The 21,481-nt window shown below is 71.6% G+C and carries 18 protein-coding genes and 1 riboswitch; of the genes, 1 reads left to right on the forward strand and 17 read right to left on the reverse strand.

All coding sequences use genetic code 11. The features are described 5' to 3' along the window. Nucleotides 1-37: 37 nt before the first annotated feature. The 15 genes from ACIGXX_RS42055 to ACIGXX_RS42125 all read right to left on the reverse strand — a co-directional run bounded on the left by ACIGXX_RS42055 (nt 38) and on the right by ACIGXX_RS42125 (nt 18,983). Nucleotides 38-1,333, reverse strand: a complete 1,296-nt coding sequence (locus ACIGXX_RS42055) for a cyclopropane-fatty-acyl-phospholipid synthase family protein (RefSeq protein ID WP_351163050.1) — start codon at nt 1,331-1,333, stop codon at nt 38-40. Between the two features lie 204 nt (nt 1,334-1,537). After that, nucleotides 1,538-2,941 (reverse strand): NAD(P)/FAD-dependent oxidoreductase, encoded by a 1,404-nt coding sequence (locus ACIGXX_RS42060; RefSeq protein ID WP_351163048.1) that lies wholly within the window; start codon nt 2,939-2,941, stop codon nt 1,538-1,540. 398 nt (nt 2,942-3,339) lie between these two features. After that, nucleotides 3,340-4,266 (reverse strand): Ppx/GppA phosphatase family protein, encoded by a 927-nt coding sequence (locus ACIGXX_RS42065; RefSeq protein ID WP_351163045.1) that lies wholly within the window; start codon nt 4,264-4,266, stop codon nt 3,340-3,342. Beyond that, nucleotides 4,263-4,808 carry a DUF501 domain-containing protein gene (locus ACIGXX_RS42070; protein ID WP_351163043.1) on the reverse strand — a complete coding sequence of 182 codons (546 nt, stop codon included), beginning with the start codon at nt 4,806-4,808 and terminating at the stop codon, nt 4,263-4,265. The genes ACIGXX_RS42065 and ACIGXX_RS42070 overlap by 4 nt, the downstream gene beginning before the upstream one ends. A gap of 68 nt (nt 4,809-4,876) precedes the next feature. Continuing rightward, complete coding sequence (locus ACIGXX_RS42075; protein ID WP_351163041.1) at nt 4,877-5,356, reverse strand: septum formation initiator family protein; 480 nt, start codon at nt 5,354-5,356, stop codon at nt 4,877-4,879. 116 nt (nt 5,357-5,472) lie between these two features. Further along, nucleotides 5,473-6,759, reverse strand: a complete 1,287-nt coding sequence (eno, locus tag ACIGXX_RS42080) for a phosphopyruvate hydratase (RefSeq protein ID WP_351163038.1) — start codon at nt 6,757-6,759, stop codon at nt 5,473-5,475. A 257-nt stretch (nt 6,760-7,016) separates the two neighbouring features. Continuing rightward, nucleotides 7,017-7,736 (reverse strand): transglycosylase family protein, encoded by a 720-nt coding sequence (locus ACIGXX_RS42085; protein WP_351163036.1) that lies wholly within the window; start codon nt 7,734-7,736, stop codon nt 7,017-7,019. 3 nt (nt 7,737-7,739) lie between these two features. Beyond that, nucleotides 7,740-7,929: riboswitch (cyclic di-AMP (ydaO/yuaA leader) on the reverse strand. 181 nt (nt 7,930-8,110) lie between these two features. Continuing rightward, nucleotides 8,111-9,097, reverse strand: a complete 987-nt coding sequence (locus tag ACIGXX_RS42090) for a transglycosylase family protein (protein WP_399984238.1) — start codon at nt 9,095-9,097, stop codon at nt 8,111-8,113. Between the two features lie 136 nt (nt 9,098-9,233). Next, the gene (locus tag ACIGXX_RS42095) at nt 9,234-10,577 is read right to left on the reverse strand and encodes a cytochrome P450 (protein WP_399984241.1); all 1,344 of its coding nucleotides are present in this window, start codon (nt 10,575-10,577) and stop codon (nt 9,234-9,236) included. 16 nt (nt 10,578-10,593) lie between these two features. Next, nucleotides 10,594-12,606 (reverse strand): tetratricopeptide repeat protein, encoded by a 2,013-nt coding sequence (locus tag ACIGXX_RS42100; protein WP_399984245.1) that lies wholly within the window; start codon nt 12,604-12,606, stop codon nt 10,594-10,596. A 32-nt stretch (nt 12,607-12,638) separates the two neighbouring features. Further along, the gene (locus ACIGXX_RS42105; protein ID WP_399984248.1) at nt 12,639-13,628 is read right to left on the reverse strand and encodes a nucleoside triphosphate pyrophosphohydrolase; all 990 of its coding nucleotides are present in this window, start codon (nt 13,626-13,628) and stop codon (nt 12,639-12,641) included. A gap of 67 nt (nt 13,629-13,695) precedes the next feature. Then, a complete protein-coding gene (locus ACIGXX_RS42110; protein ID WP_351163023.1) occupies nt 13,696-14,361 on the reverse strand; it encodes a SurA N-terminal domain-containing protein in 666 nt (221 codons plus the stop codon). Nucleotides 14,362-14,511: 150 nt separating this feature from the next. Next, nucleotides 14,512-15,999: a protein kinase gene (locus tag ACIGXX_RS42115; RefSeq protein ID WP_383819369.1), complete on the reverse strand. Its 1,488-nt coding sequence runs from the start codon at nt 15,997-15,999 to the stop codon at nt 14,512-14,514. Between the two features lie 74 nt (nt 16,000-16,073). Beyond that, nucleotides 16,074-16,670 carry a hypothetical protein gene (locus ACIGXX_RS42120; protein WP_351163021.1) on the reverse strand — a complete coding sequence of 199 codons (597 nt, stop codon included), beginning with the start codon at nt 16,668-16,670 and terminating at the stop codon, nt 16,074-16,076. 207 nt (nt 16,671-16,877) lie between these two features. Further along, nucleotides 16,878-18,983 (reverse strand): N-6 DNA methylase, encoded by a 2,106-nt coding sequence (locus tag ACIGXX_RS42125; protein ID WP_351163019.1) that lies wholly within the window; start codon nt 18,981-18,983, stop codon nt 16,878-16,880. Nucleotides 18,984-19,177: 194 nt separating this feature from the next. Here ACIGXX_RS42125 and ACIGXX_RS42130 point away from each other — a divergent pair, with 194 nt between their 5' ends. Continuing rightward, on the forward strand, nt 19,178-19,936 hold the full coding sequence (locus ACIGXX_RS42130; protein ID WP_351163016.1) for a hypothetical protein: 759 nt from the start codon (nt 19,178-19,180) through the stop codon (nt 19,934-19,936). A gap of 33 nt (nt 19,937-19,969) precedes the next feature. Here ACIGXX_RS42130 and ACIGXX_RS42135 read toward each other — a convergent pair whose 3' ends face one another. Together ACIGXX_RS42135 and ACIGXX_RS42140 are read right to left on the reverse strand one after the other, a co-directional pair. Beyond that, nucleotides 19,970-20,713, reverse strand: coding sequence for an N-acetyltransferase (locus tag ACIGXX_RS42135; RefSeq protein WP_361470021.1), 744 nt, complete (start codon nt 20,711-20,713; stop codon nt 19,970-19,972). A gap of 63 nt (nt 20,714-20,776) precedes the next feature. Then, nucleotides 20,777-21,427, reverse strand: coding sequence for an HNH endonuclease family protein (locus ACIGXX_RS42140; RefSeq protein ID WP_361470067.1), 651 nt, complete (start codon nt 21,425-21,427; stop codon nt 20,777-20,779). Between the last annotated feature and the right edge of the window lie 54 nt (nt 21,428-21,481).

Raw genomic sequence — 21,481 nt, forward strand, 5'->3', positions numbered from 1 at the left:
CGGACATCCACCGTCCGGGGCCCCGCTCGCGTACGCCCTACCGCCAGGCGCGGGCCCGCAGCGGCATCCCGGAGGTGCCCACCTCCGGGGTCTTCACCGCGAGGACCTGGTTGACGCCGATGCGGTTGCGCTCGAAGGCCAGCGCGGACGCCGCCATGTAGAGGCGCCAGATGCGGGCGCGGCCCGGCGAGGTGAGCCGCTGGCCCTCCTTCCAGTGGGCCTCCAGGTTGGCGACCCAGCGGCGCAGCGTGAGGGCGTAGTGCTCGCGGATCGCCTCCACGTCGCGCACCTCGAACCCGGCGCGCTCCAGGAGCCCGACGGTGGACCCCACGGGCGCGAGCTCGCCGCCGGGGAAGACATAGGCGTCGATGAAGTCGTCCACCTCGTACGCCGACTCGTCGGCCTGCGGCCTGCGCGCGATCTGGTGGTTGAGGAGCCTGCCGCCGGGCGCCAGGAGCGCGTGCAGGTCGTGTGCGTACTCCAAGTACCGCTCGGCGCCGACGTGTTCGGCCATACCGATGGAGGAGATCGCGTCGTACGGACCGTCGCGCACGTCGCGGTAGTCCTGGACGCGGATCTCGATCCGGTCGGTCAGGCCCTCCTCCGCGATGCGCTTCCTGCCGTACGCGGCCTGCTCCTGGGAGAGCGTGACGCCGACGACGGTGACGCCGTGCTCGCGCGCCGCGTGGATCGCCATGGAGCCCCAGCCGCAGCCGACGTCGAGCAGCCGCATGCCGGGCTTCAGGTCGAGCTTGCGGGAGATGAGCTCCAGCTTGTCGCGCTGGGCGTCCTCCAGGGTGGAGTGCTCGGACTCCCAGTAGGCGCACGAGTAGACCATCGAGGGGCCGAGCACCAGCTCGTAGAAGTCGTTGCCCACGTCGTAGTGGTGGCTGATGGCCTGCCGATCGCTGCCCTTGGTGTGCAGGTGAAGGGTGCGCCGCCTGCGCATCTCCTCCTGGGGCGGGGGCGGCGGCAGGAAGGGCGCGGCGAGGCCCACCAGGGTGCGGGCGGCGGCACGGAACTTCGGGTCGCGCAGGGACTGCCCTAGGCCCTTGGCGTCCTCGTCGCGCTCCCAGATGAACCCGGCGAGTGCGTCGAGCGCGGCGTACAGGTCGCCCTCGACGTCCAGGTCCCCGGCCACCCAGGCCCGGGCCAGGCCCAGCTCGCCCGGCTTCCACATGAGGCGGCGCAGGGCGCGGCGATTGCGTACGACGAGGGTGGGGCCACCCGGCGGGCCTGCTTCGGAACCATCCCAGGCACGAATGCGTACGGGGAGCGGGGCCCCCAGCAGTTGTTCGGCAAGGCTCTTCAGCCGCAGTGCGGCGTCTGGCATGGTGCACACCTCCGTGATTCGGGATATCCCGGATAGGTTCAACACCACGTAAACACCAACCGGACGCTCCCGCAGTCCCGTTGCCGCGTCACGGATCGGCAAAATACATGTAGGCGGCATGTATACGGCGCCGGAAAAACCCGAAGGGGCCGCCCGCACCACGGATGGCGGGCGGCCCCTTCGGGCCTTTTCAGCGACCGGAGGTCAGGAGGCCTTGGCCCTCTCCTCGGACCCGGCGGCGACCGGCTCGGCCTTGGCCGCGGCGGGCTTCGGCGCGGGCTTGGCGGCCTCGTAGAACTCCTCGCGCGGCGTCTCCATGGCGCCCAGCGAGACGACCTCACGCTTGAGGAAGACCGCGAGCGTCCAGTCGGCGAAGACACGGATCTTGCGGTTGAACGTCGGCATCGCCATGCCGTGGTACGCGCGGTGCATGTACCAGGCCAGACGGCCCTTGAGCTTGATCTTCACCTTGCCCATGACGATCATCGCGACGCCCTTGTGCAGGCCCAGACCGGCGACCGCACCCTTGTTGGCGTGGCTGTACTCCTTCTGCGGGAAGCCCCGCATGCCGGAGATCACGTTGTCGCCGAGGACCTTGGCCTGACGCAGCGCGTGCTGGGCGTTCGGCGGGCACCAGGCGTTCTCGTTGCCGGCCTTGCGGCCGACCATGTCCGGCACCTGGGCGTTGTCGCCCGCGGCCCAGATGTAGTCGGTGCCCTGGACCTGGAGGGTCGTCTGGGTGTCGACGTGGCCACGGGGGCCCAGCGGCAGACCGAAGCGGGCGAGCGCCGGGTTCGGCTTGACGCCCGCGGTCCACACGATGGTGCTGGAGTCGACCTCGAGGCCGTTGTTCAGGACCACGTGGCCGTCCACGCAGGAGTCCATGCCGGTCTTGAGGTAGACCTCGACACCGCGGCCCTCGAGGTGCTCCTTGCCGTACTGGCCGAGCTTCGGACCGACCTCGGGGAGGATCTTGTCCGCGACGTCGACGAGCACGAAGCGCATGTCCTCGCGCTTCACGTTGTTGTAGTACTTGGCCGCGTCGCGGGCCATGTCCTCGACCTCGCCGATGGTCTCCGCACCCGCGAAGCCACCGCCGACGAAGACGAAGGTCAGCGCCTTGCGGCGGACCTCTTCGTCCGTCGTGGAGTCAGCCTTGTCCAGCTGCTCGAGGACGTGGTTGCGCAGGCCGATGGCCTCCTCGATGCCCTTCATGCCGATGCCCTGCTCGGCGAGGCCGGGGATCGGGAAGGTGCGGGAGACCGCGCCCATCGCGATGACCAGGTAGTCGAAAGGCAGCTCGTACGCCTCGCCCACGAGGGGGGCGATCGTCGCGACCTTGCGGTCCTGGTCGATGGTGGTGACCCGGCCGGTCAGAACTTCCGCCTTGGGCAGCACGCGTCGCAGCGGGACGACGACGTGCCGAGGCGAAATGCTGCCGGCTGCAGCTTCGGGGAGGAAGGGCTGGTAGGTCATGTACGACCGGGGGTCGACGACCGTGACGGTCGCCTCTCCGTAGCGCATCTTCTTGAGGATGCGCCGAGCTGCGTACAGGCCTACGTACCCACCGCCTACTACGAGGATCCTGGGACGCTCCGTGGTGCTCATGCCATCGAGTATCCACCTGCCCGACGGGGGTCGCTCGTGCGCCCCTTCACAAGCATGGGTAGACCCTCTGCTACACTTCGCCGCCCACGTGACGCAGGCCATAGCGCCCCAGGGGAACCACGCGGTAACCCGAAACGTTGTGCACCCCTTGTGAGCTGCCACTCTGGCCTCCGAGGCCCTGTGGACCACCCGCCCGGAACACGCTCCGGACACACTCGCGAACCTTCACTGTCATGGGTCGCGGAGTCCTCTGGGAGCACTTTCAGGGGCTCGGAACCCCTGAACATCGACCAACCGAGCCGATTTCCTTGTGAAGAACTTCACGAAGTTTCCCGACGGCATGTCGCCGCAGGGCCCCTCGACCCCCTCACCAGCCGCTCAGACGCTATATGACGCGCTCAGGCGATCGACCAGCCGATGCCGTCGAGGATGTCGTGCTCGCTGACGACGACCTCCCGGGCGCCGGTCCGATCCATGATCGACAGAAGGACCAGGGCGCCCGACACGATCACGTCCACGCGGCCCGGATGCATCACCGGGATCGCGGCGCGCTCGTCGTGCGTGGCCCGGCTCAGGCGTCCCACGATCTCGCTCACCCGCTCGTAGGAGATCCGGGAGTGGTGGATCGCCGCGGAGTCGTACGCGTCCAGGCCCAGCGCGATCGCGGAGACCGTGGTCACCGAACCCGCGAGCCCGACCAGGGTGCGGGCCTCGCGGATCGGCACCGTCCGCTCGGCCAGGTCGAGCGCGGCCTCGATGTCGGCGCGGACGGCGTCGAGTTCGGCGGGCGCGGGCGGGTCGGAGCGGATGTGGCGCTCCGTCAGGCGCACGCAGCCGACGTCTACGGAGCGGGCCGCGGCGACGTGTTCGTCGCCGACGACGAACTCCGTCGAGCCGCCGCCGATGTCCACGACGAGATACGGCTTGGCCAGGTGGTCGCTGCCCGCCAGCTCCTTCGTCGCTCCCGTGAAGGAGAACTCGGCCTCCTGGTCACCGCTGATGACCTCCGGCTCGACGCCGAGGATGTCCAGGACGCCGCGTACGAAGTCGTCGCGGTTCTCGGCGTCGCGGGAGGCGGAGGTCGCCACGAAGCGGAGGCGCTCGGCGCCGTGCTCCTTGATGACCTCGGCGTACTCGCGGCACGCCGCGAAGGTCCGCTCCAGGGCCTCCGGGGCCAGACGGCCCGTCTTGTCGACGCCCTGGCCCAGGCGGACGATGGTCATCCGGCGGTCCAGGTCGACCAGTTCGCCGGTGGCGGGGTCGGCGTCCGCGACGAGCAGGCGGATCGAGTTCGTACCGCAGTCGATGGCGGCCACGCGGGTCATGCGCGCTCCTCCGCGGCCGGCTCGGCCTCCGCAAGGGACACGCACGCGCCCTTGCGCCACCACTCCGGGAGCATCGCGATCGCCTCGTCGCCCAGGGGGTTCACGCCGGGGCCCGCGGCCAGGGAGTGGCCGACCAGGACGTGCAGGCACTTCACGCGGTCGGGCATGCCGCCCGCGCTCGGGAAGCCTTCCAGGACCTCGATGGCGTCCCGGCGCGCGATGTAGTCCTCGTGCGCCGCGCGGTACGCGGCGGCGAGCTCGGGGTCCGTCCCCAGCCGCTCCGTCATCTCCTTCATGACGCCGTTGGCCTCAAGGGTGCCGATCGCGGAGGCGGCCCGCGGGCACGTCAGGTAGTACGTCGTCGGGAACGGCGTCCCGTCCGGCAGGCGCGGCGCCGTTTCGACGACGTCCGGCTGCCCGCACGGGCAGCGGTGGGCGATGGCCCGCAGGCCGCGCGGCGGACGGCCGAGCTGCTGCTTGAAGGCCTCGACGTCGGCGTCGGTGGGCTCGGTGCGCGGGGTGGTCGGCGGGGGCGTTTCCATGCCTGTCTTTCGATCGGTTCTCAAGGAGAGATGGTGCGGTGACTACGGAGAATGGTGGTGGTGGCGGGTCAGTCGTCGGCCGGGCGGTCCGCCTTGTCGACGCCGTCCCAGACGTTCGAGTACCAGGGCCTGGCGGCCGCCCCCTGGTCGGAGCGCTGCTTCTTCGCCGCCTCGGGGTCGACCACCGTGTAGCCGGTCTCGCCCGGCATCACGTAGTGCAGCCGGTCCCGGATGCGCTGCTCCGCGTACTCGTCGTCCCGCCAGCGGGCCTTCTCGTCGCGCAGCTTCTCGACGTTCGCGCGGCGCTCGGCCTGCTCCTTGCGCTGGTCCGCGATCTCGGCGCGCTGGGAGACGTACTGCCTTATCGGGTAGGCGAGCGCGACGACCAGCGAGCAGAGCACGAGCGCGAGGAGCGCGGCACGTCCCGTGAGCCGGGAGCGGCGCGCCTGGCGCTTGGTCTGGGAGCGGTAGACACGCTCCGCGGTCTGCTCGCCGAGCAGCCGCAGTCTGGTCGCGGTGGAGAACCGGTCGCGGTCCTTCACGGCCATGTGTGCCGCCTCCCCGATACGTACGTACGTCCCCGCACACGGTACGGGACCGAGTACGGGGACGTAGGTAACTGCTCAGCGGAGCCGGAGCCCGAGCCTCGGCCCGGAGAAGCGGCTCAGCCCTTGAAGCGGGGGAACGCCGAACGACCGGCGTAGACCGCGGCGTCGTCGAGGATCTCCTCGATGCGCAGGAGCTGGTTGTACTTGGCGACGCGCTCGGAGCGGGCCGGGGCGCCGGTCTTGATCTGGCCGCAGTTGGTGGCGACGGCGAGGTCGGCGATGGTGACGTCCTCGGTCTCACCGGAGCGGTGCGACATCATGCACTTGAAGCCGTTGCGCTGGGCCATCTCGACGGCGTCCAGGGTCTCGGTCAGCGAGCCGATCTGGTTGACCTTCACCAGAAGGGCGTTGGCCGACTTCTCCTCGATGCCACGGGCCAGGCGCTCGGGGTTGGTGACGAACAGGTCGTCGCCCACGAGCTGGACCTTCTCGCCGAGCTTCTCGGTGATGGCGTTCCAGCCGGCCCAGTCGTCCTCGAACAGCGGGTCCTCGATGGAGACGAGGGGGTACGAGGCGACGAGCTCCTCGTAGTACTCGGTCATCTCGGCGGCCGAGCGGGACTTGCCCTCGAACTCGTACTTGCCGTCCTTGTAGAACTCGGACGCGGCGACGTCGAGCGCGAGACCGATCTGCTCACCGGGGACGTAACCGGCCTGCTTGATGGCCTCGAGGATGAGGTCGAGCGCGGCGCGGTTGGAGTCCAGGTTCGGGGCGAAGCCGCCCTCGTCGCCCAGGCCGGTGGAGAGACCCTTGTCCTTCAGGACCTTCTTCAGCGTGTGGTAGACCTCGGTGCCCCAGCGCAGGGCCTCCGAGAACGACTCGGCGCCGATCGGCGCGATCATGAACTCCTGGATGTCCACGTTCGAGTCGGCGTGCGACCCGCCGTTCAGGATGTTCATCATCGGAACGGGCAGCAGGTGCGCGTTCGGGCCGCCGAGGTAGCGGAAGAGCGGGAGGTCGGAGGCCTCCGACGCGGCGTGCGCGACGGCCAGCGAGACGCCGAGGATGGCGTTGGCGCCGAGCGAGCCCTTGTTGTCGGTGGCGTCGAGGTCGAACATCGCCTGGTCGATCAGGCGCTGCTCGGTCGCGTCGTACCCGACGAGCTCCGGGCCGATCTGCTCGATGACGGCGAGGACGGCCTTCTCCACGCCCTTGCCCTGGTAACGGTTGGGGTCACCGTCACGGAGTTCGATGGCCTCGAAAGCACCGGTGGACGCACCGGACGGAACGGCGGCACGACCCGTGCTGCCGTCGTCGAGGCCGACCTCGACCTCGACCGTGGGGTTGCCTCGGGAGTCCAGGATTTCCCGGGCTACGACGACGTCGATGGACGGCACGAGCATCTCCTTCTGGGATGTGACGCGGGTACGCGGGGCGTTGGCCTCGCGGACACGAGCCTAACCGGCTCCCGGACAAGAGCCAGCCGAGCGACCGCCCTGTGGACAAACCGAGAGCAAAATGTTTCCGAACGGAACAAAGCGTGGAGGGCGCACATGACCCCGCCCCGGTGCGTACGGGGGATACGCGCACCGGGGCGGGGAGGGCCCGTGGGGACGGGGGTGGGGCGACGCCTCCGCCGAGGCGCCGCCGCCGTCAGCTCTTAGCTGAGGTGGAGCTGCTGGCCCGGGTAGATCATGTCGGCGTTGTCGATGATGTCGCCGTTGAGCTTGTACACCTTGTGCCAGCCGCCCTTGACGTCCTTCGCCTCGGCGATCTTGGAGAGGGTGTCACCCTTCTTGACCTTGTACTCGCCGTCGCCCTTCTTGACCGTCTTGCCGGTCGGGGTCTCGACGGTCTTCTTGGACTCGGTCTTCGGAGCCTCGGCCTTGGGGGCCTCGGCCTTCGGAGCGGCCTGCTGCGGCTGCTCGGTCTGGGCGCTGGGCTGGCTCTTGGGCTGCTCCTGGGTCTGCTGCGGGGCGCTCTCCTGCGCACCGCCACCCTCGTAGGAGGCGCCCGAGAGGCCGACGCCGCAGCTCGGCCAGGCACCCTTGCCCTGGCCCGCGAGGACCTTCTCGCCTATCTCGATCTGCTGGGCCTTGGAGGCCTTGTCGGCGGTGGGCGCGTACTTCGTGCCGCCGTACGCGGCCCACGTGGACGACGAGAACTGCAGGCCGCCCGTGTAGCCGTTGCCGGTGTTGATGGACCAGTTGCCGCCGGACTCGCACTGGGCGACGGCGTCCCACTCGGAGCCGGTCGCGGCGGAGGCCGAGCCGGCCGCCATCAGCGGGGCGGCGACGGCGACACCGGTGACGCCTGCGAGCGTGGCGACACGGGTGGCCTTGGACGGGCGGCGGTGCTTGCCCTTGCTGGAAAACAGCATGAGTGATCCCCTCACCGACGCCTGCGAGGTGAGCTGTCGGGTTCGGGCCGATGAAGTTGCCCGGCCGCGCTTCCTTGAAGCGCGACTTAACCCCTAGCCGTTTCCTTCCGTCGGCCTCGCTCTCGCGACGCTCGACATCCGGTCCCGGCGGAAACCTTGGGTCCCCCGCTCCTGCCTACGGCGCTTACGCGACGACTGTTCCCGAACGGCCGTTGGCAGGACTCGGCGTACCGACCGGCGGGGCCCGCTGTGGCGAGCGGTCCCGACCGTAGTCATGCGATCGGGAGAAACTCAAAGACGATCAGGGCTTCTGAGACCCATCTCTCACTTGCGCCAATTGGGACATCAAGCGCAAAACGAGTCGTCAACTACCCCTACTTTTCGCCCAAATCGAGGCTCTGACCGGGAAGGATGAGATCGGGGTCGGAGCCGACGGACTTCTCGTTCTCGGAGTACAGCTCGGTCCACCCGCCCTTCACGTCGAGGTCGTCGGCGATGAGCGAGAGGCTGTCTCCGGAACGGACCGTGTACGTCCCGTCGGAGCCGTCCTGCTGACGCTCCTCGCCGCGGGAGGCGTGCCGACCCGAGCCCTCGCGGGAGGTGTCGTCGGAGGGCTTGTCGTCCGCGCTGTCGCCGCGGTGACGGCCCTCGCCCGCGCCGGAGGAGGGGGTGGGAGTGGGCGAAGTTTCATCGCTCTGCCCGGACTTGCCCGGGTCATCCGACTCGCCCGAGTTGCCCGGCTCGTCGTGATTCTTGTCTCGCGCGTCGGCGTCGGCGTCATCGTCCTCATCGGCGCCCGGCTTCTCGGAGGACTTGTCCGAGGGCTTCTCCGAAGACTTGGTGCCGTCCGCGGAGTCGGCCGACTCGCTCGGCGACTTACTCGGCTCGTCCGATTCGTCCGGCTCGGCCGACTCACCGGACTCGGTCGACTCGTCGGAAGGAATCGTCGTGATCGGAGCGCCCGGGTCGACGTCCGCGGCGGCGCCGTCCTGGGTGAGACCGGCGATCGGCGCGCAGCTCGGCCAGGCGCTGGTCCCCTGGTCGTCGAGGACCTTCTCGGCGACGGATATCTGCTGCGAGCGGCTGGCCAGGTCGGCGCTCGGCGCGAAGTCGAGGCCGCCGTACTCCTCCCAGACCTGCTGCGAGAACTGGAGCCCGCCGTAGTACCCGTTGCCCGCGTCCGCGCTCCAGGACCCGCCGCTCTCGCACTCCGCGAGCTTGTCCCACGTGGCGGTGTCCGCCGCGCTCGCGCTGGTGGCACCGAGCAGCGGGATCGCGATGGCCGATCCTGCGACTCCTGCCGCGACGATCAGGGCCGGGGCCTGGCGGGGGCGTCGGTGACGACCATTGCCGGAGAGCATGCGGTTGCCTTTCGCGTGACTGGAGCGACGACTGCGGCACGGGATGCCGAGTCGTCGGTGAACGTAGCGGCAGTCGAACGCTTGTCACAAGTCGATGCAGCGGAGATCACGTGAAAGTCACAGTCTTGACGGTCCGTCAGTTAAACGTCTCTCCAGGTGTCGAATATTTGCTCTGCTGTGCGGGTGTGAACTCCACGGGCAGCGTGCGGAGTCCGCGCATGATGAGCCCGCCACGCCACCTCAAATCACCAGGTTCCACCGCGAGTCGCAGGTCAGGCAGGCGCCGCAGGAGGGTCGCGAGGGCGGCCTGGCCTTCGAGCCGGGCGAGCGGTGCGCCGAGACAGTAATGAATGCCATGGCCGTAGCCGAGGTGTTGGTTGTCGCGGCGGGCGAGGTCGATCGTGTCCGGATACCGGAACCGTTCCGGGTCGCGATCGGCGGCGGCGAGCACGACGAGGACGGGGTCGCCGGCGGCGATGTCCTCCCCTCCGACGGTCAGCGCCTCGGTGGCGAACCGCCAGGTGGCGAGCTCCACGGGACCGTCGAAGCGCAGGAGCTCCTCGAGCCCGGTCTCCAGGAGGGCGGTGTCGCCGTCCTTGAGAGAGTCCTGGAGCTGCTCGCGCTGCTCGGGGTGGGTCAGGAGGGCGTACGTCCCGTTCCCGATGAGGTTGACGGTGGTCTCGAACCCGGCGAAGAGAAGGATGAACGCCATCGCGGCGGCCTCGTTCTCGGTGAGGTGCTCGCCGTGGTCGGAGGCGCGGATGAGCCCGGAGATGAGGTCGTCGCCCGGTTCGAGGCGCTTGCGGTGGATCAGCTCGGCGAGGTAGCCGCGCATCTTCTTCACGGACCGGGCGACCCCTCCCCTGGGCCCTCCGCCGTGGCGGATCATCATCCCCGCCCAGTCGCGGAAGTCGTCCTGGTCCTCGCGGGGGACGCCGAGCAGATCGCAGATGGCGTAGATGGGCAGCGGGAAGGCGAAGTCGTGGATGAGGTCGGCCTCCCCCTTCTCCACGAACTGGTCGATGAGCCGGTCGGTCAACTCCTGCACGCGCGGCGCGAATGCGGCGATACGGCGGGGAGTGAAGGCCTTGGAGACCAGGCGCCGCAGCCGCGTGTGGTCCGGCGGGTCGATGTTGAGCAGATGGGTCATGAGGTTCGCGCTGCGCTCGCCCGGGATGCCGGTCTTGCTCTTCGCGTGCGCGGGCTCGCCGTGATGGGCCGGATTCTTGCTGAGCCGGGGGTCGGCGAGCGCCTGCTTGGCGTCGGCGTACCGCGTGACCAGCCAGGCCTCCACACCGCTGGGCAGCCGGGTCTTGTGCACGGGTGCGTGCTCGCGCAGCCAGGCGTAGGCGGGGTAGGGATCGGTGGCGAACTCCCAGGTGAAGAGCTCGGGCCCCTGGGCGTCGGGCGCCGGGGACGCGGCCCCTGCGGGGCAGGCTGCGGGGGTCGCCTCTGCGGGGGCGGGCGGCTGGTCTTGCATGGGGTCGACGGTATCCCTAGCCGGGGGCCGATCCCTGGTCGGGCGGGGCGAGGGGGCCCTTCAGGCGCCGCCCGGCATCGGCGTTGCCCGAGGCCTCGGCCCGGCGGAGGTAGTGGACGGCGCGGTTCTGGTGGGCGCGGCCGAGCGTGGCCTCGACGTCGGGCCAGTCCCCCGCCACGGCCCGCTCCAGGTACGGGATGGCTTCGGCGTCCCTGCCCTGGAAGAAGAGGAGATCGCCCAGCGCCCCGGCCCCGACGAGGCTCCCGGAGTCCGCCGCCTTGCGCAGCCACTCCACCGCGCCCTCCTCGTCGTCCTCCGCGGCGGCCAGCATGCCGAGCGCCGTCAGAGCGTCGCCGTCCTCTTGCGCGGCGCGCGGCGTCAGGATCCGCCGGGCGGCCTCCGCCACCGCGTCGAACGAGAGCGCGTCGTCCTCCGCCGTTCCGAGAGCCTGGAGCCAGACCATGAGCGGAACCGGCGCGATGTCCGTAGAGCGGACGGCGTCCGCGACGAGCGAGCCGTAGACCCGCCAGGTGCCCCGTTCGTCGTCCGACACCAGCAGCCCGGTGATGCCCTGCCGAGGCTCGGTCGCCCAGGAGAGCGCTTGGCCGACCGCCTCGGAGTCGGCGTCCTCAAGGACGGAGCCGTAGACGGCGCACACCGCTTCCAGCAGCTCTTCCGGTACGTCCTCGATCCCGCACCGGGCGAGGTCGATCGCGGCCCTCACCAGCAGATGCCCCAGCGGCTGCGCGGCGGGCCGCCGCGCCCGGCGCCACTCGTCCCACAACTCCGGCCCGATGACGAGGAATTCGCCGACCCCCCGCTCGCCGCGCCACCGCAGGGCGTCCACGAGCCGCGGATCGTCGGCCTGCGCGAGCCGCGCGAGCTCCGCCGGACTCCACTGGACCGGCACCTCCACCGTGCGGGCCGCGCTCAGGACGCGGGACGCGGGGCTGCCCCCGAAGCGGTGGGTGTCGTACGCCTCGTCGTTCATCGTGGCGAGTACGAGGAAGCCCTCATGCGTGAGGTGGGCGAGGAGCCCCGCGGTGAGGCCGTGCTCGCCGAGGTGGCCGTCCAGGTCGTCGAGCCACACCACGTACGTGCCCTTGGCGTCACGACCCCGGAGCCGGGCGGGGAGGTCGCGCAGGTCGGCCCCCGCGTCCGGGGCGTAGACCCTGGTGTCGTCCGCGACGGCGCCGCGCAGCGCGGCCCATGCCGTCATCGTCTTGCCGGAGAGCGGCTCGCCCGTGACGACGACCAGGCCGCCCTTGGCCACGGCCTGAGCGACCAGGCCCGTCAGCTCTCCGTGGCAGTCGCGCGGAACGTACGGCGGCAGGCTCGGCTCGTCGCCGAACCGCCGGGTGGGGCGCACGCCGAGGGCCAGGCGCCGCAGTTGGTCGACGCGGGGCCAGCCGGTCGCCGCCGCGGGGGCGTTGTCCGGCCGTGGGCCGTAGTGGTTGTACTGGACGCCGATCGTGGGGCCGTTGAAGGTGCCGTCGCCGAAGTCGACGTGGTCGCCCGCGACGACGGGCGCGGTGTTCACCACGACCGAGTCGATCTCCCGCGACTGGATCACCGCGCCGTGCACGGTGCCGCCGGAGACGGTGTTGGTGGTGTCCGGGGCCGGGGCCGGGGTCGGAGCCGGGGTCGGGGTCGGAGCCGGGGTCGGGGCCGCGCAGAGCGGACACCAGCCGGAGGCGCCGACCAGGTGCCCGTTCGGGCAGAAGTCGGCACGGCGCGCGGGCACGTCCCCGCTGCCGAACTCGGCCACGATGCCTCGCAGTTCGGCGGCGGAGCCGGGGTTGGAGACCAGCAGGCGCCCCATCCGTCCCTGCCACTCTTCCATGATCCGCCGACTCGGAGGCCACTCGTAACCGCCCGTCGTGGGGAGCCCGATCCAGCCTTCGTGCAGCCCGACCTCCCGGAGCAGCAGCGTCACCCGGAGGGCCACTTCCCGCCACCGCGGCGTCCGGGACGCCACGAGCAGGGCCCGTGCCGCCGAAGCCGCGAGCTCCTCCAACTCCGGTTCCACGCACGCCCCCACGCATCTCGAACTGCCCTATCTCAAAGGTACTCAGCCCCCGTGCCCTCGGCAGCGCGAACCGCGTCCCGGTAAGCCCGCGCCGCGACCCGCAGCGCCGCCTCCGGGTCGACGCCCTGTGCCTCGGACCGCAGGGCAAGCGCGAGGAGTTCGTATCCGACGCCCTCGCCCGAGGGCAGCGGCACCTCGAGGCCCGCCGTCCGCACCCGTGAAGCCAGCTTTGCCGCCAGGGCGAGGCCCGGCTGACCCAGGGGGATGCCCTCCGTCAGGGACGAGCGCTGCTTCTCCTCAGCCTTGGTACGCAGCCAGTGCGCCTTCACGTCCTCGGGGGTGTCCGCCGAGTCGTCGCCGAAGATGTGCGGGTGACGGTGGATCAGCTTCTCGACGAGCGTGCCCGCCACGTCGTCCACGGAGAAGGGGGACTCCTCGTCCTCCTCGGCGATGCGCGCGTGGAAGACCACCTGGAGCAGGACGTCGCCCAGCTCCTCCCGGAGCTCATCCCTGTCGCCCTCCTCGATCGCCTCGACGAGTTCGTACGCCTCCTCGATCGCGTACTTCGCCAGGCCCTTGTGCGTCTGCTGGGAGGACCACGGGCACTCGACGCGGATGCGGTCCATGACCTGGACCAGGTCCAGGAGCCGCGCGCCCGGCAGGTCGTACGACGCCGGGAGCAGTTCCAGGTCCGGCATCGACACGCGGCCCGAGCCCGCGAGCCTGGCCAGGCCGTCCGTCAGGGCGCGGTCGCCCTCGGCCGTGGCGACGACCAGGACCGTGCGGCCGCCGGAGCAGGCGTCCACCAGTTCCTGGGCCGTGGGCGACGCCTGGTCCACCGCCACGCCCGCCTCGCGCAGATACGGCAGCTGGGGGTGGTCCGCGTCGGCGCACAGCACCTCGTCCGCCCCGTGCAGGGCCTGCCACGCGGGCCAGGACAGCAGGCCGGGGGCCACCCGGTGGCTGGTGGTGAGGAGGATGACGCGGCCGGGGGCGTCGGCCGGGAGCGTGGTTTCGTTCACCCGTCGAACGTAACCCACGGCGCCGACAGCCCCCTCCTCACGTCCGCTCGGGCTACCCGGACTCCCCCTACGCCTGTTTGGGCGCCGCGGCACCGTCCCCGGAGACCTCGCGCACCCACGGCGTCTTCGTGTCCGTGCGCTTGTTCTTCTCCACGTCCCACGTGCCGTACCGCGGGTTCAGGTCCACGTCCAGCTTCTTGGAGGCCTTGGAGAGTTCCTTCCAGAAGGCCTCCTGGCCCTCCGGGGCGTTCATGTCCGCGCCCAGCCTCTTCGCCAGCTTCTGCGCCTCGATCTCCGTACGGAGGCTTTCCTCCAGGCGGGACGGGGCGACGCTGTACTGCTGGAGCCAGCCCTGTTCGAGCGCCTTCTTGCCGCCCGCCTGCTGTTCCAGGCCCGCTCTCATCGTCTGGATGTCGCGGCGCGTGACCTTCACCCCGGCGTCGGACGCAGCCTGGTGCAGCACCTTGTCCAGGACCATCGTGTGCAGCGTGCTGCGCGTGAGGCCGCCGGTCTTGGCGATCGCCTGCTCGTACTGCTGCTCGTCCGGGATCGCCGCGCGCTGCGCGTCACGCACCTCGTTCACCCGGCCCTCCAGCTGCGAGACCGTGATCCGGTCGTTGCCCACGACGGCCGCGGCGCCCGGATGCGCCTCGCTGCCGCAGGCCGTGAGGAGAGGGGCCGCGGCGATCGCGGCGGCGGAGAGGGTGAGCGCGGTGCGACGGCGGCGGTGCAAGTGAGCCTCCCGGTCGAGAGATTGTGCGGCGGTGCACAAAGTCTTGCGGTGATCGATGTTAGGGAGTGGCCGGTCTCTCGGCCACCTATTCGACCAACGATTCTCGAAGAGTTGGGGCACCGGTTGGGGCACCCCCGCGCCGAGCCGTCACTACCCGCGCACTTGTCCTAGCCACTGCAACGTCCGCCGGATCTCCGCGGGGAACGGATGCCCCACTCCGTGCATCCGCTCGGCGTCCATGAGCAGCCGCGCCAGCGTGTCGTGGGCCGCCGCCCGGTCGCCCAGGGCCAGGAGCAGGTGGCCGATGCGGCGGCGGATGTCGAGGGGGCGCTCGCGGTCGTCCGACGCGTAGCGGTTCTCGTAGTACGGCAGGAGGGCGCGGTACTCCGCGAGTGCCGCCGCCGGTTCGCCGAGCTGTTCGAGGCACTGCGCGGCCTCGTAGCGGAACTGGAGCGAGTGCGGGTCGGCCTGGCCCGACTCGGCGGCGCGCTCGTCGGCGAGGCGGCGCAGTTCGGGCAGGGCGCGGCGGTACTGGCCGTCGTCCATCAGCGTCGCCGCGTACTGCTTGCGCAGGGAGCGGACCACCGGGGAGTGCTCGCCGTGCTTGGCTGCGGCCGCGGGCAGGATCGAGCCGAGGATGTCCACGGCCTGGGTGATGCGGCCCTCGCCCAGGAGCCGCTTGACCTCGTCGACCGCGCGCACGACGTCCGTCTGGCTGCCGGGACCGCCCGGGACCTGGCTCTGGCCGGGCCGGTCCGGCTGGATGTCGGGGGCCGACGCCGGTGTCGCGGCGCGGTCGGGCCACGGCGCGTGCGGGCGCAGGAAGGGGCGGGTCGGGTCGAGCGGGCCGCCGGTCGGGATGCCGCGCGCGGGAAGGAGCGGGGCCAGTTCCTCGTAGACCTCCTGGGCGCTGGCGTGCCGGTGCTGGGGGTCCTTGGCCAGGAGCCGGAGCACCAGGGCTTCGAGGGCCTCGGGGACCTCGGCGCGCAGCCGGCGGACCGGGAGCGGCGGTTCGTAGAGGTGGCGGTGGAGCACGCCGAGCGCGGTCGAGCCGCTGAACGGCACGTCGCCGCTGAGGAGTTCGTGCAGCAGGACGCCCAGGGCGTACAGGTCGGTGTACGGGCCGACCGCGCCGCCCATCGCCTGCTCGGGCGCCATGTACGCGGGGCTGCCGATGGGCGAGCCGGTGTGGGTGAGGCGGGTGGTGTCGGTGTCCATCACCGAGGCGATGCCCAGGTCGAGGATGGCCACGGTGCCGTCCTGCTTGACCATCACGTTCCGCGGCTTGAGGTCGCGGTGCACGATCGGCACGGCGTGCACCGCGGAGAGCACGGCGCACAGTTGGGCCGCGATCGCGACGGCCCACTGCCACGGGTAGGGGTCGTGCTCGGCGAGGTGGTCGCCGAGGTCCGCCCCGTCCACGTACTGCATGACGAGGTAGAGGTCCTCGCCCTCCGTGCCCGCGTCGTGGACGGTGACCAGGCCCGGGTGGTCGACCTGTGCGGTGACGCGGCACTCGCGCACGAAGCGGCGGCGCAGCTCCTCGGCCTCGGCGCCCGCGACCCGGTCGGGGCGGAGCAGCTTGACCGCGACGCGGCGGTCGAGGCGTTGGTCGTACGCCGTCCAGACCTGGCCCATGCCGCCCTGGCCGATGAGCGTGGAGAGTTCGTAGCGCCCGGCGACCACACGGCCGCCCGTCCCCAGTGACACGGTCAGTTGCCGCCTTCCTGCTTGCGCAGGTAGTCACTGAGCTCGTCGAGCTCGGCCTGTACTTGGTGGATGCGGGCCGGTGCGGGGCGCGTGGGCGGGGGCGGCGTCTGCTGGACCGGCGGCTGGTGCTGCTGCGTCGGCTGGACCGGCGGCTGGTGCTGCTGCGTGGGCTGGAGGTGGACGGGGGCGGGTCCCTGCTGCTGCGGATAGCCGTACGTGGGCTGCGGCCCTGCGTAGCCCACGTACTGCGGCTGCCGGTGGCGGCTGAAGTGCCGGATGTCCGCGAACAAGTAGTAGGCGATCACCGCGACCAGCGTGCTCAGCAGGATCACCATGCCCGCGCTGCCGGGGCCCTGGAACTCGTCCTCGCCCGGGTCGACGCCGACGAGCACGAGGGCCGTCACGTCGAGCGCGGTCACCAGGCCGAAGAAGGCCCAGTCGTACGCCTTGCGCGTCACGATCGCGAGCCGCAGCATCGGCGCCCAGGCGAGCAGACCGCACGTCACGACGGCGAGGACCACGAACATCACGCGCAGCGTCACATGAGTGCCGCCGGAGGTCGGCGGCGGTTGCTGCGGCGCGTAGCCGTGGCCGTGCATGGCTGCTCCTGGTGCCTGATGCGGCCGCACGTTCGCCTGGAGGAACGCGCGGCCGAAAGTCGAAATACGAAAGGATGCAGATTCGAGCGTATAGGCCGACAAGGAGAAGCGGTCCAGGGTTGTACCGAACCGTTGCCGTACTGGTCACGTCCCGATCGCGGCCCCCGGCGGAACCCGGTCGTGCCACTTCGGCGGAACCCGGTCCTGTCACTCCGGCGGAAGCGTGCCGTCCGTCAGTCCGTCGTGCAGGCCCCGCACCAACTGCTCGCCCAGCCTGCCCGCGAGCCGCAGGGCGTCCTCGAAGGCGGCGAGCGCCCGGAAGCGCTCTCCGTAGGCGCGCTGCCCGTCGAGCGGCAGGCGCGGAAGGCGGATGCGGCGGACGTCGAGCCGGGCCGCGGTGGACGCATAGCTGCTCGCCTGGCGGTTGTTGGCGGTGCCCCGCAGGAAGCCGGCGAGGAACCACGGGTCCAGGGCCGCCGGGTCGGGGCGCAGGAGGGTGAGCCCCCGGCCGAGCGCGGCGCCCGCCGTGGCCTCGTCGACGACGCGGGCGGTGGTGGTGGCGCCGGAGAGCGGGATGACGACGTCGCCGGGGCGGGTCACCACGGAGTCGGCCCGGTCGGCCGACGGGTCGACGGAGCCGGAGGGTTCCGTTCCGGCCAGCACGTCGTGCTCGGTGAGGACCCGCGTGACCCCGGGCGCCCCGCCCCCGGACCCCGTCGCCGTACGCAGCGACAGCGCGCCCGCGCGGGCGAGTTCGCCCACGGTGGTGACCGGCCCCCGGGTCGCGTCACCCGCCTGCGCGGGCGGCGGCATGAGCTCCGCCGTGCGGCGCACCGCGTCCCCGAGCCGTTCGCGAACAGCGGTCAGCTCCTCGGCGCCGCCGTCCGTGGCCGGTGGCGGCAGGCGGCGGGCCGGGGCCAGGTCGACCTCGTCGTCGAGGAGTTCGAGCACCGGCACGCAGCGGGCGAGCCCCGGCTGTTCCTCGACCGTGCCGTGCCGGTCGAAGCGCCGCCAGACGTCCAGCACGGCGTCCTGCACCGGCCGCCACGCCTGCCGGTCCCTGCCGTCGGCGGCGGCGAGCCCCGCCGTCTCGACGAGGAGCAGCTCGGGCGAGGCCTGCCCGTCCGGCACCGGGCGCTTGAGGACCCACACGTGCAGCGGGATGTTGTACGGGGGCGCGGCACCGGCGGGCAGCGCGATGACGGCGCGCAGGGCGCCGCGGCGCAGGAGGTCGGCGCGCACCCGGCGCCCCGAGCGGCGCGACGCGGCGGCGGGCGGCATCAGCAGGACGGCGGTGCCGCCGTCCCGGAGGCGGGCCAACGCGTGCTGGACCCAGGCGAGTTCGGACTCCGTACGGGCCGGGAAGCCGTACTCCCAGCGGGGGTCGTAGGCGAGTTCGTCGTGCCCCCAGTTGCGCTCGTTGAACGGCGGGTGGCAGAGCACGGCGTCGGCCCGTGCCTCGCCGAAGGCGTCCGCGCGCAAGGTGTCGGCGGCGGCGGCGCGCACGGTGGCGTCGGAGTGCAGGGCCAGGCGCAGGGCGGTGAGGGCGGCGAGTTCGGGGGCGCCGTCCTGGCCGTAGAGGCGCTGCCCCGGCCGGGGCGCGACGGCTCGCAGCAGGGCGCCGGTGCCGCAGGCCGGGTCGAGCACGGTCGGCGCGGGACCGGCGAGCGCGGGCTCGGCGAGCGCGGCCATCAGGTCGGCGGGACCGGCCGGAGTGAGCGTGTACTGCCGGGGGTTGGCGTCGATGTGCCGCCCGATCAGGAACTCGTACGTCTGCCGGGCGCCCAGCTCGGAGGCCAGCTCGGCCACGCCCCGCAGGAGAGGGACGGAGGGCAGGAGCCGCTCGGCGTCCGGGACGGCCACGGCGGCCCGCCGCGGGCCGCCGTGGCCCGGGGCGGCGGCCGCGGGCGCACCGAACCGCGGGGTGACGACCTGCGCGAGCGCGTCCGGGAGCAGCTCCGCCATCCGTTCGTCCGACACCGCGCTCACCCTGAGCCAGTCCGGGTGGCGGTCGCGTACGAGGAGCAGGGCGCAGCCCGCGTGCAGGAGGGCGGTGACCGGGCCCGCGGGGTGGCCCGCCAGGTGCTGCCAGACGCGTTCCCTGAGCGGCACTTCGCCCAGCTCGCCCAGCTTGCCCTGGGTGCGCAGCCACTCCTCGATCTCCGCGAGCGCGAAGGAGGGGCTGGTGTCGGTGCCGCCGACGGGCTTGGGGAAGTCGGGGTGGCGGCGGCGCCAGTTGCTGACGGCCGCCCGGCCGACGCCGGCGAGCCGGGCGATCCCCGCGGCGGTCACCTCTGTCGCGTTCTCCCGCACCGACTGGCTCCCCTCGGTCCCGCTGCCCGCCGCGCGCGTACCCCCCGCGGCGCTGTGGCGCCGATCCTACCCACCTCATGCGGGACCGCCCGCTTCACGGGTGTTAACAGACCATCAACTCGTCGTCGTGTTGACTCGGTTCACAGGCTCTGCTGAGATGGCGGCAGCACTTCCAATCCCGTGGGGGGATCTTCATGCGACGTACCACTCTTGCCGCCGTGTGCCTGGCCGCCGCCGCGACCGTCGGCCTGACGGCCTGCGGCACCGAGACGGACGGCTCCACGACCGCCGCCAAGCCGAAGAAGGAGGCGGGGCCGTTCCCCGGCCTGTCCGGGCCCGACATCGTCGACAAAGCCGTGAAGGTGACGACCGGCGCCTCGTCCCTCACCGTGCAGGGCAGCGTCCCCGACGAGAGCGGCACCATCGAGCTGGACATGGCCCTCGACACCAAGGGCCGCTGCGCGGGCACGATGGCGATGGGCGGGGAGGGCTCGCTCGACCTGATCACGACCGCGAAGACGGTCTACATGAAGTACGACGAGAAGTTCCTGCGCGCCCAGGGCAAGGGCGAGCCCGCGGCCGAGACGCAGGCCGCCGTGGACATGCTCGCGGGCAAGTGGGTGAAGACGTCCGCGACCGGCTCCGACGCCAAGGACATCACCGGGTTCTGCGACCTGGACGTCCTGCTCGACGAGTTCAGGGGCGCCGACTCCCCCGCCCGCAGGGGGAAGACGACCACCGTCGACGGCACACCGGCCCTCATGCTGACCGAGAACGACGGCACCGACCGGTACACCCTCTACGTCGCCACGGAGGGCAAGCCGTATCTCCTGAAGGTCGTGAACGAGACCGCGAAGACGCCGGACACCATCGCGTTCAGCGACTTCGACAAGCCGGTCGACACGACGCCTCCCGCCGGCGACGTCATGGACATCGACAAGCTCGCGGGCTGAGCCTCCCGGTCCCACGTGGCACGCGGCACGGGCTCACAGCACGTGCCGCACCCACACGTTCGGCTCGACGTACACGGCGTACCCGCGCTCCGGCTCGCAGTGCACCGGCACCAGCGCGCCCGGCACCTCGACGGGACCCGCCGTGTCGAACGGAAGGCCGGTCCACGCCCGCCACTGCGCGGTCGAACCGGACACCGTCATCGACGCGTGCGCCACCTTCGCGATGGTGCCGCCCGCCCGCACGTGCACCCGCAGCCACGGGTCGGCGGGCAGACCGTCGTCGCGCTTGCGCTGTGCGTACGTGTCGATCAGCGCGGCCGGTTCGAGGTGCTTGGCGTTCGGGCGCACCGGAGCGACGACTTCCGTGAAGCCGCGCGCGCGTGCGTTCTCGCGCATCGCGGTGAGCATCCGCCCCGAGACGCCCTGCCCGAGGAAGGACTTCGCCACGGTGATCTCGATCGCGCTCACCGTGTCGGGCTTCCTGCCGTGCCGCAGGTCGGAGAACGCCCACAGCATGACCTGGTCCCAGCCGCCGTCCGGCAACTCCCCGCGTCCGTCCGCCCGCAGCGCGAACGGCACGCTGAACGCCCGGGCCACGACCGCGTCCTCCGCGTCCGTGGCGACCAGGACGTACTCGGGAAGATCCTTGACGATCCGCCCGATCATCGACCACGCGATGGGGTCGTTCCCGATGAACTCCGGCCAGGTGTCGTCCATCGCCCAGAGCGGCCCGGCGAGTTCGGGCCGCTCGGCCAGCGTCGTGATCTTCAGGTCCATGCCCGGGACGCTAGCGGCCACGGGCCCGTCTGTTAAGCGGTTTTCCGTCCGTACGGGAAGACCTCAGCGCGCGTGGAACCGCCCGGGCGCGGCCGTCGGGCTGTCCCCGGCCGGCAGCTTCTCCCCCGGGCAGCCCGTCAGGACCCGCTTCATGGCGTCCCGCTCGGCGCCCGTCACCCACACCCCGTACTTCTTCTTCACCGCCACCTGGCGCGCCACGTAGGCGCACCGGTAGCCCTTGTCCGGCGGCAGCCAGGTGGCCGTGTCGCCGTCGCCCTTGCCGCGGTTGGGGCCCGCGTCGACGGCGAGGAGGTTGAGCGGATCGTTGGCGAAGGCGATGCGCTTGCTCGGCTCCCAGGTGCCCGCGCCCTTCTGCCAGGCGTCGGAGAGGGCGACGAGGTGGTCGATGTCGACCTGGCTGCGACCGCGCACGAACGTTACGTCCTTGCCGGTGTAGGGGTCCGGCGAGAGCGAGCCGGAGGCGACCTCGCAGTCCCCGTCGCGGTACTTCACGTCCTCCAGGTCGCGCTTGAGTATGTCGTCGCGGGTGCCGCAGCCGTTGGAGTCCGTGTCGGCCCAGGGGCTGCCGAACCGGTCGCGGTCGTAGCCGGTCTTGGGCGCGCGGCCCTTGACGGTGAGCGCGTCGACGGCGGCGAGCGCGGGCCCGGCCTTGGCGTCGGGCCCGGATGAGCCGCTGTCCTTCTCCTCGGGCATACAGCCGGTGACGGACCCGGCGGCGAGGACCGCGAGCAGCAGCGCGGCCCGAAC

Origin of the sequence: Streptomyces sp. NPDC055243, from assembly GCF_044544025.1 — a bacterium.
GTDB lineage: Bacteria > Actinomycetota > Actinomycetes > Streptomycetales > Streptomycetaceae > Streptomyces.

Excerpts from the sequence above, each read along its gene's own strand:
- ACIGXX_RS42065 (WP_351163045.1), bottom strand. The coding sequence starts at position 4,266 with ATGACCCGCGTGGCCGCCATCGACTGCGGTACGAACTCGATCCGCCTG.
- ACIGXX_RS42060 (WP_351163048.1), bottom strand. The coding sequence starts at position 2,941 with ATGAGCACCACGGAGCGTCCCAGGATCCTCGTAGTAGGCGGTGGGTAC.
- ACIGXX_RS42130 (WP_351163016.1), top strand. The coding sequence starts at position 19,178 with ATGCGACGTACCACTCTTGCCGCCGTGTGCCTGGCCGCCGCCGCGACC.
- ACIGXX_RS42095 (WP_399984241.1), bottom strand. The coding sequence starts at position 10,577 with ATGCAAGACCAGCCGCCCGCCCCCGCAGAGGCGACCCCCGCAGCCTGC.
- eno (WP_351163038.1), bottom strand. The coding sequence starts at position 6,759 with ATGCTCGTGCCGTCCATCGACGTCGTCGTAGCCCGGGAAATCCTGGAC.
- ACIGXX_RS42075 (WP_351163041.1), bottom strand. The coding sequence starts at position 5,356 with ATGGCCGTGAAGGACCGCGACCGGTTCTCCACCGCGACCAGACTGCGG.
- ACIGXX_RS42115 (WP_383819369.1), bottom strand. The coding sequence starts at position 15,999 with ATGGGCCAGGTCTGGACGGCGTACGACCAACGCCTCGACCGCCGCGTC.
- ACIGXX_RS42120 (WP_351163021.1), bottom strand. The coding sequence starts at position 16,670 with ATGCACGGCCACGGCTACGCGCCGCAGCAACCGCCGCCGACCTCCGGC.
- ACIGXX_RS42085 (WP_351163036.1), bottom strand. The coding sequence starts at position 7,736 with ATGCTGTTTTCCAGCAAGGGCAAGCACCGCCGCCCGTCCAAGGCCACC.
- ACIGXX_RS42140 (WP_361470067.1), bottom strand. The coding sequence starts at position 21,427 with ATGCCCGAGGAGAAGGACAGCGGCTCATCCGGGCCCGACGCCAAGGCC.
- ACIGXX_RS42135 (WP_361470021.1), bottom strand. The coding sequence starts at position 20,713 with ATGGACCTGAAGATCACGACGCTGGCCGAGCGGCCCGAACTCGCCGGG.
- ACIGXX_RS42070 (WP_351163043.1), bottom strand. The coding sequence starts at position 4,808 with ATGGAAACGCCCCCGCCGACCACCCCGCGCACCGAGCCCACCGACGCC.
- ACIGXX_RS42055 (WP_351163050.1), bottom strand. The coding sequence starts at position 1,333 with ATGCCAGACGCCGCACTGCGGCTGAAGAGCCTTGCCGAACAACTGCTG.
- ACIGXX_RS42090 (WP_399984238.1), bottom strand. The coding sequence starts at position 9,097 with ATGCTCTCCGGCAATGGTCGTCACCGACGCCCCCGCCAGGCCCCGGCC.